The sequence below is a fragment of the Paenibacillus sp. ALE3 genome (assembly GCF_054113405.1).
The window spans coordinates 5496292-5513452 of sequence record NZ_CM134214.1 but is presented as its reverse complement, the minus strand read 5'-3'; the positions used below and the strand labels follow the sequence as shown (position 1 = coordinate 5513452).

Annotated in this window: 23 protein-coding genes; 12 read left to right on the top strand and 11 right to left on the bottom strand. The window is 45.3% G+C overall.

Translation table 11 applies throughout. The annotated features are described in order from the left end of the window. The first annotated feature begins 31 nt into the window (after positions 1–31). Positions 32–214, top strand: a complete 183-nt coding sequence (locus tag ACXHJ2_RS24825) for a hypothetical protein (RefSeq protein WP_013373763.1) — start codon at positions 32–34, stop codon at positions 212–214. Positions 215–315: 101 nt separating this feature from the next. Here the strand turns inward: ACXHJ2_RS24825 and ACXHJ2_RS24820 are convergent, their stop codons facing one another. From ACXHJ2_RS24820 to rlmN, 3 genes are all read right to left on the bottom strand, one after another. Beyond that, the gene (locus ACXHJ2_RS24820) at positions 316–1248 is read right to left on the bottom strand and encodes a dihydroorotate dehydrogenase (RefSeq protein ID WP_165082100.1); all 933 of its coding nucleotides are present in this window, start codon (positions 1246–1248) and stop codon (positions 316–318) included. After that, the gene (locus ACXHJ2_RS24815) at positions 1229–1930 is read right to left on the bottom strand and encodes a dihydroorotate dehydrogenase electron transfer subunit (RefSeq protein ID WP_165082102.1); all 702 of its coding nucleotides are present in this window, start codon (positions 1928–1930) and stop codon (positions 1229–1231) included. Before ACXHJ2_RS24815 ends, ACXHJ2_RS24820 begins: the two co-directional genes overlap by 20 nt. A gap of 140 nt (positions 1931–2070) precedes the next feature. Next, entirely contained in the window at positions 2071–3168 is a 1098-nt protein-coding gene (gene rlmN / locus ACXHJ2_RS24810) for a 23S rRNA (adenine(2503)-C(2))-methyltransferase RlmN (protein WP_165082104.1), read from the bottom strand. Between the two features lie 246 nt (positions 3169–3414). On the opposite strand from rlmN, the gene ACXHJ2_RS24805 reads away from it, so the two are divergent. Next, complete coding sequence (locus ACXHJ2_RS24805) at positions 3415–4284, top strand: AraC family transcriptional regulator (RefSeq protein WP_165082106.1); 870 nt, start codon at positions 3415–3417, stop codon at positions 4282–4284. Positions 4285–4329: 45 nt separating this feature from the next. On the opposite strand, the gene ACXHJ2_RS24800 is transcribed toward ACXHJ2_RS24805, so the two are convergent. Next, positions 4330–5217 carry a LysR family transcriptional regulator gene (locus ACXHJ2_RS24800; protein WP_040102536.1) on the bottom strand — a complete coding sequence of 296 codons (888 nt, stop codon included), beginning with the start codon at positions 5215–5217 and terminating at the stop codon, positions 4330–4332. Between the two features lie 159 nt (positions 5218–5376). Between ACXHJ2_RS24800 and ACXHJ2_RS24795 the strand changes: the two genes are divergently transcribed. After that, positions 5377–6117: an SDR family NAD(P)-dependent oxidoreductase gene (locus tag ACXHJ2_RS24795; RefSeq protein ID WP_165082108.1), complete on the top strand. Its 741-nt coding sequence runs from the start codon at positions 5377–5379 to the stop codon at positions 6115–6117. A gap of 60 nt (positions 6118–6177) precedes the next feature. Here ACXHJ2_RS24795 and ACXHJ2_RS24790 read toward each other — a convergent pair whose 3' ends face one another. Then, positions 6178–6693 (bottom strand): hypothetical protein, encoded by a 516-nt coding sequence (locus ACXHJ2_RS24790; RefSeq protein ID WP_165082110.1) that lies wholly within the window; start codon positions 6691–6693, stop codon positions 6178–6180. A gap of 155 nt (positions 6694–6848) precedes the next feature. Beyond that, positions 6849–7199 carry a winged helix-turn-helix transcriptional regulator gene (locus ACXHJ2_RS24785; RefSeq protein ID WP_107733890.1) on the bottom strand — a complete coding sequence of 117 codons (351 nt, stop codon included), beginning with the start codon at positions 7197–7199 and terminating at the stop codon, positions 6849–6851. Between the two features lie 163 nt (positions 7200–7362). Between ACXHJ2_RS24785 and ACXHJ2_RS24780 the strand changes: the two genes are divergently transcribed. Together ACXHJ2_RS24780 and ACXHJ2_RS24775 are read left to right on the top strand one after the other, a co-directional pair. After that, complete coding sequence (locus ACXHJ2_RS24780) at positions 7363–7914, top strand: NAD(P)H-dependent oxidoreductase (protein WP_165082112.1); 552 nt, start codon at positions 7363–7365, stop codon at positions 7912–7914. Between the two features lie 31 nt (positions 7915–7945). After that, entirely contained in the window at positions 7946–8656 is a 711-nt protein-coding gene (locus ACXHJ2_RS24775; protein ID WP_064962806.1) for an SDR family oxidoreductase, read from the top strand. Between the two features lie 113 nt (positions 8657–8769). On the opposite strand, the gene ACXHJ2_RS24770 is transcribed toward ACXHJ2_RS24775, so the two are convergent. After that, positions 8770–9552, bottom strand: coding sequence for a YheC/YheD family protein (locus tag ACXHJ2_RS24770; RefSeq protein ID WP_043886073.1), 783 nt, complete (start codon positions 9550–9552; stop codon positions 8770–8772). 229 nt (positions 9553–9781) lie between these two features. On the opposite strand from ACXHJ2_RS24770, the gene ACXHJ2_RS24765 reads away from it, so the two are divergent. From ACXHJ2_RS24765 to ACXHJ2_RS24750, 4 genes are all read left to right on the top strand, one after another. Continuing rightward, entirely contained in the window at positions 9782–10327 is a 546-nt protein-coding gene (locus tag ACXHJ2_RS24765; protein ID WP_165082114.1) for a glutathione peroxidase, read from the top strand. Between the two features lie 134 nt (positions 10328–10461). Further along, the gene (locus ACXHJ2_RS24760) at positions 10462–11049 is read left to right on the top strand and encodes a TetR/AcrR family transcriptional regulator (protein ID WP_165082116.1); all 588 of its coding nucleotides are present in this window, start codon (positions 10462–10464) and stop codon (positions 11047–11049) included. 18 nt (positions 11050–11067) lie between these two features. After that, entirely contained in the window at positions 11068–11808 is a 741-nt protein-coding gene (locus tag ACXHJ2_RS24755) for an SDR family oxidoreductase (protein WP_013373776.1), read from the top strand. 36 nt (positions 11809–11844) lie between these two features. Next, positions 11845–12381 (top strand): Crp/Fnr family transcriptional regulator, encoded by a 537-nt coding sequence (locus ACXHJ2_RS24750; protein WP_064962810.1) that lies wholly within the window; start codon positions 11845–11847, stop codon positions 12379–12381. On the opposite strand, the gene ACXHJ2_RS24745 is transcribed toward ACXHJ2_RS24750, so the two are convergent. From ACXHJ2_RS24745 to ACXHJ2_RS24735, 3 genes are all read right to left on the bottom strand, one after another. Continuing rightward, positions 12314–12835 (bottom strand): DinB family protein, encoded by a 522-nt coding sequence (locus ACXHJ2_RS24745; RefSeq protein WP_165082118.1) that lies wholly within the window; start codon positions 12833–12835, stop codon positions 12314–12316. The genes ACXHJ2_RS24750 and ACXHJ2_RS24745 overlap by 68 nt on opposite strands. Before the next feature lie 64 nt (positions 12836–12899). Beyond that, the gene (locus ACXHJ2_RS24740) at positions 12900–13844 is read right to left on the bottom strand and encodes a helix-turn-helix transcriptional regulator (protein WP_165082120.1); all 945 of its coding nucleotides are present in this window, start codon (positions 13842–13844) and stop codon (positions 12900–12902) included. Between the two features lie 111 nt (positions 13845–13955). Beyond that, positions 13956–14312 (bottom strand): nucleotide excision repair endonuclease, encoded by a 357-nt coding sequence (locus tag ACXHJ2_RS24735; RefSeq protein WP_016822573.1) that lies wholly within the window; start codon positions 14310–14312, stop codon positions 13956–13958. A gap of 217 nt (positions 14313–14529) precedes the next feature. Between ACXHJ2_RS24735 and ACXHJ2_RS24730 the strand changes: the two genes are divergently transcribed. From ACXHJ2_RS24730 to ACXHJ2_RS24720, 3 genes are all read left to right on the top strand, one after another. Further along, positions 14530–15153: an acetate uptake transporter gene (locus ACXHJ2_RS24730; protein ID WP_165082122.1), complete on the top strand. Its 624-nt coding sequence runs from the start codon at positions 14530–14532 to the stop codon at positions 15151–15153. 208 nt (positions 15154–15361) lie between these two features. After that, the gene (locus ACXHJ2_RS24725; protein ID WP_185156521.1) at positions 15362–15733 is read left to right on the top strand and encodes a winged helix-turn-helix transcriptional regulator; all 372 of its coding nucleotides are present in this window, start codon (positions 15362–15364) and stop codon (positions 15731–15733) included. 139 nt (positions 15734–15872) lie between these two features. Further along, positions 15873–16166 carry a DUF1330 domain-containing protein gene (locus ACXHJ2_RS24720; RefSeq protein WP_165082126.1) on the top strand — a complete coding sequence of 98 codons (294 nt, stop codon included), beginning with the start codon at positions 15873–15875 and terminating at the stop codon, positions 16164–16166. Positions 16167–16387: 221 nt separating this feature from the next. On the opposite strand, the gene ACXHJ2_RS24715 is transcribed toward ACXHJ2_RS24720, so the two are convergent. Then, a complete protein-coding gene (locus ACXHJ2_RS24715) occupies positions 16388–17056 on the bottom strand; it encodes a hypothetical protein (RefSeq protein WP_165082128.1) in 669 nt (222 codons plus the stop codon). Positions 17057–17161 lie beyond the last annotated feature (105 nt).

The following is a 17161-nucleotide window of genomic DNA, read 5'->3' as shown; positions in this document are numbered from 1 at the left end:
GACGTATACCTGACGAAAGGGAGGATAACGGATGATTGACAATCTCGAGAGCAATTACGACTGCGCTCATGCAGGAGAAGACCTTCATCAACTCAAGCAGGAGCTCGCTACGCTTCAGGCACAAGGTGCCAATGACCAGGCATCCAAGGAAGCCATTCACCGGCTGGAAAATCAAATTTCGTTCATCTTGAACAAATGCGATATTAACCATTAGTCAAGTCTGGCTGGTTCGGTAAAATAAAATACAAAACCGGCTTGCCTTAGAAGACAAGCCGGTTTTGTATGCTCAAGTTTATACACATATGAGTGCTAAATTTACAAAATTCCTCGTATCTCATCCAACGACTGCACCTTTTCCTGCTGCATCCATTGTTCTAGTCCATATACCAACTCAGCTCCTGCATGTAAATGGACAAAATTATACGTTCCCACCTGAATGGCGGCGGCCCCTGCCATGGTGAATTCAATAATGTCCTCCACAGAGCTGATCCCGCCCATCCCGATCACGGGAATGGATACCGCCTGCGCCACCTGGTGAACCATGCGCAAGGCAATCGGCTTGATTGCCGGTCCGGAAAGGCCTGCATACGTGTTGGCGAACACACTGCGGCGCCGGCGTATATCTATTTTCATTGCAGAAAATGTATTGATCAGCGAAACGCCGTCGGCGCCTTCTTCCTCGCACATAATCGCCATCTGCGTGATGTTCTCTGCATTTGGAGACAGCTTGACAACTAGCGGAAGCGCCGTCACATTGCGCACCTGACGCACCACCTCCCGCGCTACCTCTGTCTGGATACCAAATTGCATCCCACCCTGCTTCACATTGGGACATGAAATGTTCAATTCCAGCATGTCAACGCCTCTACGGTTCATTGTACGGCGTTTTTGCGCGTTTTCCGTAATCATGGCTACAGCCTGAACGTATTCCTCCAGATTGGAGCCGCCCACATTGGCAATAACAGCTGTATTCCAGCGAGTCATGTCATCCAGTTCATCCTTCAAAAAAGCCGCCACACCCGGATTTTCCAATCCTACACTATTCAGCATGCCTGATGCTGTCTCATGTATTCGTTGCCCTGTATTCCCCGCCTTCGGATGAAGGGTTAACCCCTTGCCGACGATACCGCCGAGTAGTTCAGGAGAATAGAATTCCGCATACTCACGCCCGAACCCAAACGTACCGGATGCCATGATAATCGGGTTTTTGAACGATACACCTGCTATATTACACGCCATGGAGATCATCGAACTCCACCTCCTCCACCGGGAATACAGGCCCTTCCTTACATACCCTCCGATTGCCTCCACGGGTACGCATGGTGCAGCCCAAACATGCGCCAATACCACAGGCCATATGTCTTTCTGTTGAAATATATAAGCGGGACGCTGTACCCGCCGTTTTCAGCGCGAGTGCTTGCAACATCGGAGTTGGCCCGCAGGAAAACATATTCGCATAGCAAGCCGGATCGACCTGCTCGACGATGCTCCCCCCTACCTTGACCTCTACAAATGCTGCCGCAGCCTCGAACGCTTCAACCCCGAAGGCCTGCTGTGCAAACCCCAGATAAACGTCTGCATGCGGGTAATATTTTGCAGCCAATAACAATGGTGCTGTACCCATGCCACCACCGATTAAAGCCAAACTGCCCTCAACCTGCGGAAACCCGTTTCCAAAGGGTCCTTCCAATTGAATCTCCTGACCAGGCTGTAATTGGGAAAATAGATGGGTCCCCTCTCCAACAACCCGGTACAAAAAGGAAATGCTCTCTTCCCCAATATCATAAATGCTGATGGGTCTGGGCAGCAGTGGGTAACCATTCCCGCTTCGCAGCATGTAGAACTGACCCATCTTCCCCTTAAATTTCCCCTCTATCTTCATCACATAAATGCCCGGAACGAGCGCCACATTTGAAATTACGTTAGCCATATAACCCCTCCACTAACCACTCACTATAACGTAAAAGCAGCAACTATTACGTGACTATTTTCACATTTATAGTTGACGTTTTGTTCGATGGCTCATGTATAAAAAAAGCGTACTCCTGTTAGAGAGTACGCTCGTACATTTTAACTAATCGCTTCGCGCTCCGCATTGCGGCTGCCGCTCGCGTCCTTGCGAATTTGCTTGCTGCGTAGCTGTCCGCAGGCCGCATCAATGTCGACTCCGTGCTCCAGCCGAACACTACAGCTAATACCTTGTTTTTTCAGAACATCATAGAAGCCAGTAATCGACTCCGATTCACTCCGCTGGTATTGACTATGCTCATCCACCGGATTGTATGGAATCAGGTTCACGTTCGCCAGATTGCGACGATGGCCCACCAGCTCAGCCAGTTCGAGCGCATGCTCCTTACCGTCATTAACATCCTTCAGCAAGATGTACTCCAGCGTAATCCGACGATTGGTTTTGTCCAAGTAATAATCAATCGCCTGCATGAGCTTCTCAATCGGGATCGCCCGGTTGATCTTCATAATGCGGGTACGGATCTCATTATTCGGAGCGTGGAGGGAGATCGCAAGATTAACGTGCAGATCGGAATCAGCAAATTCAATGATTTTATCGGCAAGGCCACTTGTGGACACGGTAATATGCCGCGGCCCAATCGCCAGCCCTTTATGATCCTTAATGACCCGAATGAAATCGGACAGGTTCACAAAGTTATCAAACGGTTCGCCAATTCCCATTACCACAACGTGACTGACCCGGTCGCCCGGACGTTCCTGGTCCAGATACAACTGCACCTTCATAATTTGTCCTACGATTTCACCACTGGAAAGGTCACGGCTCTTCTTCAACAGCCCACTTGCACAGAAGCTACATCCAATGTTGCATCCCACCTGCGTCGTCACACATACGGATAATCCAAACTTATGCCGCATTAATACCGTCTCAATCAAATTACCATCCTGCAAACGGAACAAAAACTTGACCGTCCCGTCTGCTGATTGTTGCTTCACATGTTCTTCCAGGGTTTCAATAGAGAAGTTCTCTGCCAACAGGCGAGTACAATTCTCATGAACCTCTGTCATCGCAGCAAAATCAGTAATCCGTTTCCGGTACAATGCGTCCCATACCTGCAATGCCCGAAATTTTTTATGTCCATGCTCCAAGAGCCATGCTGTCAATTGGTCTAGCGTTAATCCATAAATGGATTCCTTTTTCATGTTCGATCCTCTTTTCAAACGTTAAAATTCGTATTTCTATATATAAACCCTAGCCATCACGACTCGTCTCAACTATCATTGCATCATAGCATGTTTGAGCGCTCTGCGCTATTCAAACACTTCTTGTATTGTCCCAAATTTTAATTATGAACACAAGGGGCAGGCTGATGATATCCTGTTCGACAAAAGCACGCAAAGACAGGATGACGGACACCGTGAATGATATGATTACAACCAAGGAAGGTGATGTGGTTGGAATGGTTGCTTCGGATCAAGAACGCACTCGATCTAATGGAAGAAAGAATGCAGCAGCCCCTCGATATTGATGAAATTGCAAAGGCGGCCTACTCGTCGCCCTTTCATTTTCAACGGATGTTTTATATGCTGACTGGCGTTACGGTAGCAGAATATGTGCGCAAACGTCGATTGACCCTGGCTGCTCAGGAATTGAGTCTTTCTACCACCAAAGTACTGGATGTTGCGTTCAAGTACGGATATGATTCCCCCGAATCTTTTTCTAAAGCGTTCCGAAAGGTACACGGTATTTCTCCCTCTGAGGCCAGAAACCCGGGGGTGAACCTGAAGGCCTTTCCGCGCATCACCTTCCATCTATCACTGAAGGGAGATCAGGAAATGGATTATAAAATTGTAGAGAAGGCGCCCTTTACGGTCATTGGGAAGTCCATTCAAGTTACTACTAAAAATGGTGAAAACCTTCGGGAAATCCCAAAATTCTGGGATCAACTTAACGCAGATGGCACATCGGATCGCATTCATGCCTTGGGGACAGGCGATGATATCCTCGGTATATGTCTGGACATGAAGCACGGTGAGGAAACGTTTAGCTACCTTATCGCCGCAGAGGGCAGTGAAGACGTAGCAGCCTCGAACGGATTAGAAGCCAGAACCATCCCGGCTGCAACCTGGGCCGTGTTTACATCCATCGGCCCTATGCCTCACTCGATCCAGAAGGTATGGCAAAGAATTTACCAGGAATGGTTCCCTGCCAGCAACTATGAGCACTCAGGCGGGCCTGAGCTAGAAGTATATACCATGGGAGATACTCATGCTGAGGAATACCGAAGTGAAGTATGGATTCCCATTACGAAAAAATAACCAAACGAACCGGCTGCCTATTGCAGTCGGTTTGATATCGTATGCTCACGACAATTGCCCAAGCTCCTGCTTTAACACAGAATATAGCCTTGAGCTTGCCAGCTTCAGCGGTGCCTCGTTTGCTTTACAAAGAAGACCAAAGGTCATATCGATCAAGCTGCCGCTTAATTGCCTCACTGCTGTTCCTGCCGGGACAGGATGGACTAGTATCTGGGGCACAAGGGCAATCCCTAATTCACATTCCACATAAGATTTTAGAGCCGTCATGCTGCCAATTTCCATCGTGTCTAACGTAGTTATTCCATGTTCTTTCATGACCATTTCAAGTTTGCGCCGATAAGGACAGATGGACGACGTAATAAGTAGGCGATGCCCCTGTAAATCTGCGGGTCCAATGCACTCCTTTTCTGCAAGAGGGTGATGTTCAGGCATCAAAACTACAAAATTCTCCTTAAATAAAGGTTCAAAATATAGCTCTGTACCCAAATCCGGGGCAGAGCATAATGCGATGTCCACATCCCCTTGGAGAATACGCTCGCTTAATGTAGGTGTATTACCAAACTCAACAGAAACCCGAATGTGAGGGTAATGGTTTAAGAATCGTTTTAAAATTTCGGGCAGTCGGTAACTGGCGGTCGGTTCAGTCACTCCTATACGAATGTCACCTGCGGTTCCCCTTTGCAGGTTCTCCATATTTTCCTGCAGTTGCTCCATGTCTTTTACAATGGGCAAACTTTGCTCATAAAACATCCTGCCAGCTTCAGTTAACTTTATTTTCTTGCCCCGCTCAATTAGTTGAACTCCTAGATCGGATTCCAGCTTCTGTATTTGCATCGTCACAGTGGATTGCGCATAATTCAACGCTTCCGCCGCACGCATAAAACTCCCGTAATTCACAATCATCTGAAATGTTTTGAGTGCTTTAATATCCATTCTCCTACTCCCAAGTCGCTTGTTTAATTCAAGTTTATTGAATTAAAAGTTCAGTTAATTCAATTATACAAAATATAATACATCCTCTACAATGATCCATAACAGATTATATTACTTTTCTCACACAACACTAACGAGTTTGCTAAGGAGCGGATATACATGGATTTACATCAAAAAGTAGCCCTAGTTACAGGCGGCGGTACAGGAATTGGGAGAGCGATATGTATAGAATTAGCAGATCGAAAGGCTACGGTAGTCGTAAACTATTCCCGTTCTAAAGACGATGCAGAGGAAACCGTACGTATGATACTTGAACAGGGAGGAAGTGCAATTGCATTACAGGCAGATGTTTCCCAAGATCGGGAAGTACGGGATATGGTCGAGCAGATTGTTCAGCAATACGGCACGATTGATGTATTGGTGAATAACGCCAGCATTACACATCATATTCTGATGGAAGATCTAGAAGCCGTTACGGAAGAGGTGTGGAATGATCTCTTGGATGTCAATGTGAAAGGCATGTTTTACTGTGCTAGATCCGTAGCTCCTAGTATGAAGCATAGTCAACAAGGAGCTATCGTCAATCTGGGAAGTATAGCTGGACAAACAGGGCTAGGTTCCTCACTACCCTATGCAGTATCCAAAGCAGCCGTCCACGGGCTGACCAAATCGTTAGCACGATCCCTGGCCCCTGATATTCGAGTCAATTGCATCGTACCAGGAGCGGTGGCGACAAGATGGTGGGCAGGTAGGGAAGAACAAATGAAACAATTGGCTCCTCATCTGCTGCTACAGCGCATTTCCACACCTGAGGATATTGCCAGCATGGTCTGCTCTGCTTTGGAACAGGAAGCCATGACAGGCCAGATGATTACAGTAGACAGCGGACAAACGCTATAAGGTACTGAGTTTCTGGGTAAAAAAACAAGCCGCCTTCTCAGACAGAAGGCGGCTGTTGAGCTATCGAATACCGTCGTTAACTACGTTTTTGCCTAATGGCATCCCCATACTTGTACCTTTCACGAATCTAACAAATAAATAGCGAACAAGCGGCCCTACAATGCAGAGCTGTAGAGGAAAAGCAAACGCAAAATTCTTAACAACTAAAGACAAGTAATTTTTAAATAATGAGCCTTCTGAAAGACTATTAAAAAAGTAAGCCGTCCCCAAACCATAAAGTGACATACAGAGAACCATGCCAATGACCACACAACATGAAAGGGATAGAATTACAAATAGCTTTTTGGATTTGTCGTACGGTAATGAGAAGGCTATTTTCTTTGCTACTGGACCGACAATACATAATTCCAATACGAAAGCAGTGATAAAACATAAAATAAATTGAAGAAGCATTGCCTTTAGAGACATGGTGCCAATCAAGCCATTTGTATATAGATTATACAATGTCATGAATACGACCATCCCCAAGCACATCATTAAACCAAAATAAAAATTTTCTTTCTTCGTTGTTGGCAATTCCATCATCCCTTCTTTTGCTTTGCTAATTATATAAATAGTCGAAACTCTCACATAAGTGAACATTTTGTGAACAATTCGATAGACACTCTTTTTTAGAACACAAAAAAGGCATCGTTCATCTCAACGATACCTTGCATGTTTCAGTTAAATCCTCAATGATCTACTTTTAAATCTAAGCCAAATCTCTTCAGCTCAATAAAAATACCTTCCAGGCGCTTCCCTTTTTCCGTTAACGAATATTCAACCCGCGGGGGAACCTCCGGATAAACCTTTCTTTCTAATAGACCGTTGTCTTCGAGTTCCCTTAGGCGCAGAGAAAGCGTCTTGGGACTAATTCCTTTCATGGATTTCTGAAGCTGGCTGAATCTCAGTGTTCCTTCGATCAGAAGGTCACGAATAATTAAAAAAGTCCATTTGGTTCCGATTAAATCAAGCGTTTGGGCAATAGGGCACGGCTGGCCTGGTATTCCTTTCGTCAATTCAATAGGTTCTGGGACATGCATAGGAACTCCCTCCACAAAAAAATCTGCTAAACCCAATGGTATCACAATAGTTTCCTTTAGGAAACTATATGAATTAAATATCACTACTTCCATAAATGAACTTACTACATATACAATATCGTCGTAGCCAATAATGTTTTCTCTACTACGAGGAGGTGAAGAGTTGAAAAATATATTAATCATTAATGGTCACCAAAAGTATGACTCTTCTGAAGGAAATCTGAACCAAACATTGATGGACCATATGGTGCGTCTCTTAAGCGAAGAGAACAAAATTAAGACAACGTCTGTTCAGAATGGTTATACCATCAGCGAGGAACAGGAAAAATTTATCTGGGCGGATGTAGTCATTTACCAAACACCTATCTATTGGTTCAGTGTTCCTGGATTATTAAAAACCTATATGGATGAGGTCTATGCCTACGGTGTATTCTTCACGGGTTCTCGCACATATGGGGGCGGAGGTTTATTAACCAATAAGAAATATATGTTCTCGACGACCTGGAATGCTCCAGAAAAAGCCTTTAATGATCCAACTCAATTTTTTAAGGGCAATGGCCTAGAGGCAGCACTCCGTCATTTGCATTCTGCACATGCATTTCTCGGTATGGAGCCCTTAAAAAGCTTTGCATGCTACGACGTCATTAAAAACCCGAATATATATCAGTTTATTACTGATCTCGCAGTTCATTTGAAAGACGTATTCCATGAGTAACAAATCCAGCTAAACTATAGGAGGGATTCATTTGCAAAACCAAAAGATTGTGATTATAGGTGGAAGTTCAGGTATTGGTTTAGAAACAGCTAAGCAAATCATTTCGTTAGGAGGAGAAGTGATTATTGCCAGCCGCTCTGAAGATAAATTGCACAAGGCCAAAGAGATGCTGGGCCCTCGTGCAACAATATATGTGCTGGACACGACAGATGAGCAGCAGGTAAAGTCTTTCTTCGAAAAAGTGGGCTCCTATGACCATCTTGTAGTGAGCGCGGCAGAAACATCAGGTGGATCATTCCTTCAATCGGAAACGACAGATGCCCGCAAACTATTCGAAAATAAGTTCTGGGGCCAGTATTATGCAGCTAAATATGGGTCTTCCCAACTCTCAACCCAGGGTTCCATTACCTTATTTTCAGGAGTGGTGGCATACAAACCGATGGTCGGGTCCTCAGCACTTGGGGCTGTGAATGCAGCAGTTTCGAATCTTGGTCAGACTTTGGCGTTAGAGCTTGCTCCTATTCGCGTGAATGTCGTCTCCCCTGGCATTATTGATACACCTTCCCGCAGTAAAATGTCTGAAAACACGCGTAATCAATTCTATGGTACGGTGGCGAATAGGCTTCCTGTGAAACGAGTTGGACTTGCGGAGGATGTGGCACGAGGCGTACTTTATTTGATTGAAAATCAGTTTGTGACCGGGACAGTCCTCCATGTGGATGGCGGGCACATTTTAACATAAAAGCTTTGGCTAAGATCGATCAGTCATACAACAAAAGGAGGAGAACGCTCCCGCACCTCTGCTTGGGCGTTCTCCTCCTTATCTTATTCATAAATGATTTAAAACACTTTATCCTAATGATGATGAATACGACGTTTGTTTCTCAAAATGTTGCGAATCATCTTATGATTAGGGAGCTGCCTGAATAACATATGTCCGGGATGCGGATTGGCCTCGATAATCCAGATTTGGCCGCTCTTCTCAACAGCAAGATCGATGCCCAGCTCGCGAACCGGATGGTTTTTGTCAATCGTGTCGGCAATAATTCTAGAAAGCTCGATGATCTGGTCCAAAATCTCTTTCATTTTTGCTCTGTCATTTTTAAAAACCCTTAAAAGCACTTTGGATAACGGCGCCGCATGTCCTCCCTTCCGATAATTGGTAACCACTTTTCGGGGTGCAGCGACACGACCAGTTACCCCTGAGATAACCCATTCCGAGTCTGGCTTTTGCATATACACTCTGGCATCAAAAATTGAACCTTTGTACTTGGCTAACTTGAGTCCTTGCTGTACCAAATAACGACGATGAGGTCTTCGGTAGCTTCTAATTGCTCTTCTTACGGCGTGGGATCTAACGACTCTGCGACTGGAGCCGCAACGAACTTCATATCTCCTCCCTACCTTTTTCGCGCGTATGATGCCGGTTCCCCCACTCCCATAATTAGGCTTGATGAAGACTGTGCGATAGGTATCCAGCATCCGTAAAGTCCTTGCATTCGTAATCCAGCGGGTTTCGGGCAAGTGCGAGCGTAAAATGGGATGTTGTTGCATTTCCTTGTATTGAATCATCTTTCCAATGGGCACGAATATCCCTCGATTCTGTTGGGTTTTTGCACACACTACATGAATATGCATCTATATTCTATCTTGGTAACGGCGAATGCCACAGTTTGCTATGTAAGAAGCGAATCTCCTATTTTCTATGTCGAGCCTTCTTTGATTTCAAAAGATAGATGGACAATGTATCTTTACATGACGGGGTTATTGTAAATACCTATAAAGTTGATTCCAATAATATATTAGACCAATAGCAATTCTGGATATACGATATGTATTAAAAAGTAACGTGAGGAGGAATGTTAACATGTCTGTTTATGATTTTCAAGCAACCTTAATTAACGGGAAACCGTTTGAATTTTCAAACTATAGAGGTAAGGTTCTCCTTATTGTAAACACTGCCAGCATGTGTAGCTTCTCCAGTCAATTCGCTGATCTGCAAAAGCTTTATGAAAGACGGAGGGAACAAGGTTTTGAAATCCTTGCGTTTCCTTGTAACCAATTCAATGAAAAAGAGCCGGGTAGCAATTCGGAGGTTCAGGCATTCTGCCAAAATAACCATGGATTAACCTTCCCGCTATTTGAGAAGACGGATGTAAGAGGCTTATCTGCTCATCCTTTATTTCAATATCTGACCCAACAGGCACCGTTTCAGGGCTTCGATACCCAGACCAAAGACGGTCAATGGATGGAGGAATTCCTACGGGATAAATATCCAGAAATATACGTCGGCGACGGTATCAAGTGGAATTTTTCCAAATTCCTGATTAACCGCGATGGCCATGTAAAAGGCAGATTTGAAGTAACAACAGCGCCCTGTGCTATTGATCCTGTCATCGAATCGCTATTGTAGTTTTTCTGGTCACTTCTTTGGATTCTTTTAAAAAATGAGTATCAAATGACAAAAACAAATATTTGTCATTTGATACTCATTGTGTTATCCTGACTTCAAGGAGGTGACTCACACGGTAAGTTAACCGTGTCTCTATGGAAAAATCCTCAGATATACTGACCAAGGAACAGATTCTCATTGCTACAGAAGACACACTTAGGCGTTTTGGTGTAGCTAAAAGCTCCGTGACGGATGTTGCCAAAGTATTAGGAGTAAGTCACGGCACTATTTACCGACACTTTAAAAGTAAAGCCGAGCTTCTTGAAGGCGTGACCGAAAAATGGCTAAATGAAAAGATAATCGATCCGTTAACGAAGATATGCCAGGATTCATCTGTGCTAGGAATACCGCACTTAAAACGATATATACAGACCTTGATCGAGCTTAAGCAGTATTATGCCCGCGATGACGAGGAAATGTTCGGGATGTATACTCGGGTCACCGAGCAAGCCGCGGATTTAATCGACCAGCATATCGCCCACATTGTGGATCAGCTCGCTGACATTATTGCGCGCGGGGGCATCACAGTGGATCAACCCACCCAACTGGCACGTACGCTTTTCTATGCCACAACCCGTTTCCATCATCCCGCACATGCTTACGAATGGAAGAGTCCGGCGATTGAGCGGGAGTTTTCGGAAGTGTGGATGCTTTTAGAAAAAGGGATATCTTTAACTATATAGAAAGAAGGCCAAACACATATGAAGCATTTGGATGGGAAAATAGCAATTATCACTGGCTCATCCAGGGGAATTGGACGTGCCATTGCTGAGCAGCTGGCTGATCTAGGTGCTGCTGTAGTTGTCAATTATGCCAACAGTCCGGATAGAGCTAAAGAAGTTGTAGCAGGCATTATTCAAAAAGGCGGAAAAGCCATAGCTCTCCACGCTGATCTGGGCAAGATGAGCGATATTGAAGCCTTATTTACCAATACGATTGCTGAATTCGGCAAAGTGGATATTCTGGTTAACAATGCCGGGCTGATGATTACCAAACCTCTGGCTGAGGTGACCGAAGCTGATTTTGACCAACAATTCGCGCTGAATGTAAAAGGTACCTTCTTTGCCTGTCAGCAAGCGATGAAATACATGGAGAATTACGGGAGAATCGTAAACCTCTCCACATCCGTGATCGGACAAATGTTTCCGGCTTATAGCGTATACGCGGGTACGAAAGGCGCGGTGGAGCAATTTACCCGTCAGCTAGCCAAGGAGTTCGGAAGCAGGCAAATTACGATCAATGCCGTGGCTCCCGGCCCTGTCAACACAGAGCTTTTTCAAGCAGGAAAAACAGAGCAGCAGATCGAAGGCATGAAGAAAATGAATGCTATGGGTCGTCTCGGTGAACCGGAAGATATCGCTGATGTGATTGAGTTTCTGGTCAGCGCTAAATCGCAGTGGGTTACCGGACAGACCATCCGCGTCAATGGCGGGTTCATCTAAAAGCTGGAATACATGAAATGGAGGCTATACACGTTCATGATATTACACAAAGGCGAGACCTTATTTCGACAAGGGGAAACTGGCCCTTTATATCACTTAAAAAGCGGCCTGTTAAAAATTATCCGAGTCCATGAAGACGGCTCGCAAATTTTAGTTAATGTAATTGTGCCCGATGAAATCATCCCGCACCACTCCCTCATCAGTCCCAATCCCTATTATGGTACCGCGATGGCGCTGGTCACCTCAGAGATTGAGGTTCTGTCGCAAAAAGAATGGTACCTGAAGCTGGAGCAGGACCCGGCTCAATGTCGAGCCATCGCTTTGCAGCTACAGGATAAGCTGCGCATGATGCAGCAACGAATTGACCAGCTCACGGAGGTATCGCCTGCCGAGAAGCTTCGGAAGCTTCAACGCTGGTTCCACTCCTACATCGCACCCGCTACGTTAACAGACGTACTGACGCAGGAGGAAATCGGACAGTTCATCGGGCTACGCCGGGAGACAATTAACCGGCTATTGCGTGCTTCAAGCGCTCCATCTGCAAAAGATGATGACGATAATGCATCTCGATGAGTCTAAACCACTCTCCCGCATTCAACGCGCCAAATCCAGGATGAGAGACGGTAGACGATCCTGTTGATTTCTCAACAGTCGGCTCAATCTCTCTCATTTTACGGATCACCACATTCAATCCTTCTGCAATCTCTTCTTTGCTCGTCGGTTGGGGGGGAGTATACTGCGGAGATGGTGGGACTTGGATACGTATGGGTGGATAGCTTCCCAAGTTAAATGCGGCTGTGCCCGCCTCCGTTTTAGTCCCTTTTTCCCCATTAGACTGTAGACAAAGATCTATGTTCCTAAGATGCATATAAAGAGCAGAGTTCACCAAATGAAGATACATTTGTCCAAGCGACCATTGTCCCTCCTGCGGTGTGTACTGCAATTGCTCCAGGCTAAAGCTGTCCAATTCAAGAAGATAGTGCTGTACCGTTTCTTCAAAACGCTGTAATGTTTCGCTTGTATTCATATAGTAAATGCCCCTCTCTATCAAAGTAGCTTTACTATACAAGAATGCTACTGACAGCATTATGTCAGTAGCATTTCAACATTTTTTCCACTTCTGTCCGGACACGCTCGCGAAGCGATTCAGGCTCCAGCACTACCACATCTGCGCCCCAACCAAGTATCCATGATAGTAATTCCTCTGGGTGTCTAACACGGAAAAATACATGGATTCCATCCTCACGCTCCTCCATGGACTCCATGTAAAAATGGTTCGCTTCCTTCACTTTATCTACAATATCCGAACGGATTTGTATGTGAACATTTATGTGGCGGTCATCAGTTTGCTTATAATCCTGCAAATTAAAATCAATAGGCAACTGATAACCGTCCTCCAGCATGATCAGATCGTTCATACGCGACAAACGGAAATGGCGCAGCTGTTGCCGCAATTCGCATTGTCCAATCAAAACCCACGAACCATGCAGCAGTACAAGACCATAAGGAGCGACCACACGCACACTTTGGCGATTCCCGTCAGCCTCTGGCATTTTTTTGGAGTAACCAAACCGAACCTTCTGTTTAGCCAATACAGCGATGCGCAACGTTTCCAAATACGTTTTCTCTCTATGGTTTGTCCCTTTACTCACCGCCAGCAGTCTGATGGTCGTTCGCACCTGGGCAACTTCCCTGCGAACGCTCTCTGGTAAAATAGCTTCGATTTTTCTGCGTGAAGTTTGCGCCTTCATGCCATAATCTGTATCAAATTTTTGTTCGACAAAATCTGTTCCGATTAGCAGCGCTACAGCCTCTTCTACAGTAAAGCTTACAGGAGGCAGGAAGTATCCCTCCATCAAAGAATATCCAATACCCGGTGCTCCTACAATCGGTACGCCCGATTCGCTGAGAGCCTGAATATCCCGATAGATCGTTCTCACACTCGTTTCGAAAATCGCCGCTAAATCCTCGGCCCGTATAATATCCTTACGTTGTAACTCTAGCAAGATAGCCAGCAAGCGGTCGGTTTTGTTCATACTATATCGCCCCGTCCTTGAGAGGATCTAAATGCACGAATTTAAAAGAGCAATAAGGGCAGTGCACGACTGCGGCTTATTGCTCTTTTTTTATAAGACGTAGTTGCTTCTTTACTTAAAAAACACTTTTTCAACGTTATATTTAGCCTTTTGCGAATTGATGATGTAGGTTTCATAAATTTCACGATCTACCGCATCTTCCACAATACAGACCTCAATAATCGCCACTTCGTTCCGATTAGCCTTGATCGGCGATACGTTATCTTCAAAATGCTTTTTGATTCTGGGTCTTAACTTTCTTGCTTTACCAACGAACAGTAATTCCTCCTGTGCATTGTAGAACATAAAGATACCAGCCTTATCTCTAGGAATCAGGTGGAAATCTGTAAATCCATAAATATGGCTGAGCTCAGGGTTAACCTGTTTGGTAATTGTGATATCCGGAGTTGGAATCGTTATATTAATCACTATGTCACTTCCTCATTCTATATAGGTGTAAATATTACCACAAAGATGAAGGTAACACCATTCCATAAATTCTTGCCCCATTACTAACAGATCGGGAGGAATTTTATGATTTCCCTACTATGCGAAGTAGGTTGGTTTCCATTACAATATGTCAGTGTGATTCTGGCATCGGCAGATTGACACGTACTTAAATATTATTGGAGGCTTCTATTTTTTCATGCAAAATGAATCTCATTCTAACGTAAAAATCATAACGGCCGATCCGAGCGCGATCGGCCTGTTTGGCTTGGCCATTGTTACGCTTGTAGCTTCATCCCAAAAGCTTGGTCTCACTGAAGGCTTGAGCTTTATTATTCCTTGGGCTATTTTCCTTGGTGCCTTTGCACAGCTGTTTGCCTGCATTCAGGATGCAAAGCATAACAACACCTTTGGCATGACGGCATTTGGCGCTTACGCCTTCTTCTGGTTAGCCGTAGCTAGTAGCTGGATGATTAAAATGGGCGTATTCGGCTCAGAGCTGGCATCAGCGGTGGATGGTAGGCAGCTCGGCGTTGCCTTTGCCGGCTATCTCATCTTTACGCTCTTCATGACCATTGGAGCAATGGAGACGCACAAGGTTCTATTTTTTATTTTTGTGTTGATTGATTTTCTGTTCCTCGGCCTTAGCTTCGATGCATTCGGCCTCGCCCCAGAGGTGTTCCACACCATCGCTGCTTATGCTGAAATGGGCATTGGTCTACTCTCGCTGTACGGTACAGGAGCTGCTGTTCTGAATGCACATTTTGGCCGTACATTCCTGCCTGTAGGACGGCCATTCGGCATTTTCAAACCACGTCCTTAGTTGCATATGTATATCTCCAAAGCCGCCTTTCGCGCCGATCCGCGTTAAGGACGGCTTTGGGGATATAAGGCTGGAATTACTCGGCTTTCTACTAGATGCTGCTTATTAAAGTTAACTTGAAGTCAAGTGCTGCCTTGGATCGTTGTATCTGAACTAAACTGCCAAGTATAATATTGGTATAATAACAAAGTGAAAGGGGATGATATCGTTGAGAAAACGGCTGAACAATGGAGTTAATTGCACGCCGACTAAAGGCTGTCCGGTGGAAGTAACCTTGAGCATTATCGGCGGAAAGTGGAAAGGAATCATTCTGTACGAATTGCTGGGTGGAACTAAGCGGTTTCAAGAACTGCGGCGGGCACTTCCCACGGCCACTCAAAAAATGCTGACCCTCCAACTACGAGAGTTAGAAGCAGACAATCTCATTCTCCGTGAAGTTCATCACCTTGTTCCGCCTAAAGTGGAATACTCGCTAACCCCGCTCGGAGCTTCGCTTGAGTCAATACTCACCCAAATGAAGGCTTGGGGAGAACGGTTTCAGGCCGAGCATCATCTCTCCGACTTTTCAAACCTGAAATAACGAACCGGTGTAATAAATGAAACTGAGGATAAAAAAAGTGCCTAATTTACAATCTCCGCGTGTCGGATTAAGCTAAAGATGCTCGCCGGCGAAATCCTAGGACGTATGATCACCGTCCGACATACAGAGGAGAATGGATATGAGCGCATATGTTATCGTAGATATAAAAGTAGAGGAAGAAGCTGTTTTCAAACAATACGCAGAGCTAGCAGATGCGCTGCTGCAGGAAGTTCCGGGATTCCGCAACCTTACGCTAGATCCACAGCCCGAGACACTGGAAGGCACATGGAAGCCGTCAATAGTCGTAGTTCACGAATTCCCGACTTACGAGGCTGCCAAGCAGTTCTATTATTCCGATGACTACGCGCCCTTAATTAAGCTGCGTCAAACAGGAACTCAAGCTAACGTTATTCTGGTTAACGGAAGAGCATAAACTTCTGTTCTGCTACTTTTCATATACTAGGACAATTCGCACTCGAATTAGGTAACTAGCTTGTTTTATTTCATACTCATTAAATAAAACAAACTCCTACGTCCTATTAAGAACGTAGGAGTTTCTAGTACAATGGAAAGAATGTAACCGCAACCAATATATCAACCGCCTCCGCCAGCATCTTGTTCTCCCCCGGATGAAGGTAACACCATCCCATAAAATTATAGAGTGTCCCCTCCGACAGGCTTCATCGTTTTCTCCGCCATTCTGTCGATTGTCCAGACTAGTCCCCCCACGGCAAGAGTGGCGATGACCGCCATAATTGCTGTTCCGCCGACATGCAGTAGCAGCACGGGAACCCACAGCAGTCCAAGTATACGATGGATGGTTCGCATCCACTTGTTACGTACTTTATTAATATAGAAACCGTACCCGGAGATAGCCAGTATAATAGCAAAGGCTGCTAGGCCGGAGTAGGTTTTGTGATCTTGAAATTTGGTAATCAGGAAATAGACACCATGAACGGCAATAAGAATCAAGGTCGCCCAACCCAGCAGTTTATGCAAGGAGTGAAACAACTTTCCGGCCTTTTGAACCAACATTGACGGTGATCTCAGTTTCTTCTTAAACCAGAACCAACAGAAAGAGGCCGCCCCAAGAAAAACGGAGATCGTTCCCAAGGTGTTAAATATTTCTCCGTTTCCCCCACCACCTTTTCCTCCGGGACTTCCGCCCATGTGCCCTGGTACATTGCCGCCTCCCGGAGGTCGCATGCCAGGCTTGCCACCGGAAACCGAGGACATGTAGTAATAGTAGATTACGAGTAGAGCCGCTACCGTAACTGCAATGATTGCCGGAATCCAAACCGTCTTTTTCGTCTTTGTTTTCATTAGTTATGCATCCTCCCCGGGAAAATTGCCTTGATTGTACCCAGTCAGGCTGAAAACAAGATGAAGGCTGGCTGAAAGTATCCCTTTTTAGGGTATATAAAATCA

Excerpts from the sequence above, each read along its gene's own strand:
- ACXHJ2_RS24825 (WP_013373763.1), top strand. The coding sequence starts at position 32 with ATGATTGACAATCTCGAGAGCAATTACGACTGCGCTCATGCAGGAGAA.
- ACXHJ2_RS24820 (WP_165082100.1), bottom strand. The coding sequence starts at position 1,248 with ATGATCTCCATGGCGTGTAATATAGCAGGTGTATCGTTCAAAAACCCG.
- ACXHJ2_RS24815 (WP_165082102.1), bottom strand. The coding sequence starts at position 1,930 with ATGGCTAACGTAATTTCAAATGTGGCGCTCGTTCCGGGCATTTATGTG.
- rlmN (WP_165082104.1), bottom strand. The coding sequence starts at position 3,168 with ATGAAAAAGGAATCCATTTATGGATTAACGCTAGACCAATTGACAGCA.
- ACXHJ2_RS24805 (WP_165082106.1), top strand. The coding sequence starts at position 3,415 with ATGTGGTTGGAATGGTTGCTTCGGATCAAGAACGCACTCGATCTAATG.
- ACXHJ2_RS24800 (WP_040102536.1), bottom strand. The coding sequence starts at position 5,217 with ATGGATATTAAAGCACTCAAAACATTTCAGATGATTGTGAATTACGGG.
- ACXHJ2_RS24795 (WP_165082108.1), top strand. The coding sequence starts at position 5,377 with ATGGATTTACATCAAAAAGTAGCCCTAGTTACAGGCGGCGGTACAGGA.
- ACXHJ2_RS24785 (WP_107733890.1), bottom strand. The coding sequence starts at position 7,199 with ATGCATGTCCCAGAACCTATTGAATTGACGAAAGGAATACCAGGCCAG.
- ACXHJ2_RS24770 (WP_043886073.1), bottom strand. The coding sequence starts at position 9,552 with ATGCATATTCATGTAGTGTGTGCAAAAACCCAACAGAATCGAGGGATA.
- ACXHJ2_RS24765 (WP_165082114.1), top strand. The coding sequence starts at position 9,782 with ATGTCTGTTTATGATTTTCAAGCAACCTTAATTAACGGGAAACCGTTT.
- ACXHJ2_RS24760 (WP_165082116.1), top strand. The coding sequence starts at position 10,462 with ATGGAAAAATCCTCAGATATACTGACCAAGGAACAGATTCTCATTGCT.
- ACXHJ2_RS24755 (WP_013373776.1), top strand. The coding sequence starts at position 11,068 with ATGAAGCATTTGGATGGGAAAATAGCAATTATCACTGGCTCATCCAGG.
- ACXHJ2_RS24750 (WP_064962810.1), top strand. The coding sequence starts at position 11,845 with ATGATATTACACAAAGGCGAGACCTTATTTCGACAAGGGGAAACTGGC.
- ACXHJ2_RS24745 (WP_165082118.1), bottom strand. The coding sequence starts at position 12,835 with ATGAATACAAGCGAAACATTACAGCGTTTTGAAGAAACGGTACAGCAC.
- ACXHJ2_RS24740 (WP_165082120.1), bottom strand. The coding sequence starts at position 13,844 with ATGAACAAAACCGACCGCTTGCTGGCTATCTTGCTAGAGTTACAACGT.
- ACXHJ2_RS24730 (WP_165082122.1), top strand. The coding sequence starts at position 14,530 with ATGCAAAATGAATCTCATTCTAACGTAAAAATCATAACGGCCGATCCG.
- ACXHJ2_RS24720 (WP_165082126.1), top strand. The coding sequence starts at position 15,873 with ATGAGCGCATATGTTATCGTAGATATAAAAGTAGAGGAAGAAGCTGTT.
- ACXHJ2_RS24715 (WP_165082128.1), bottom strand. The coding sequence starts at position 17,056 with ATGAAAACAAAGACGAAAAAGACGGTTTGGATTCCGGCAATCATTGCA.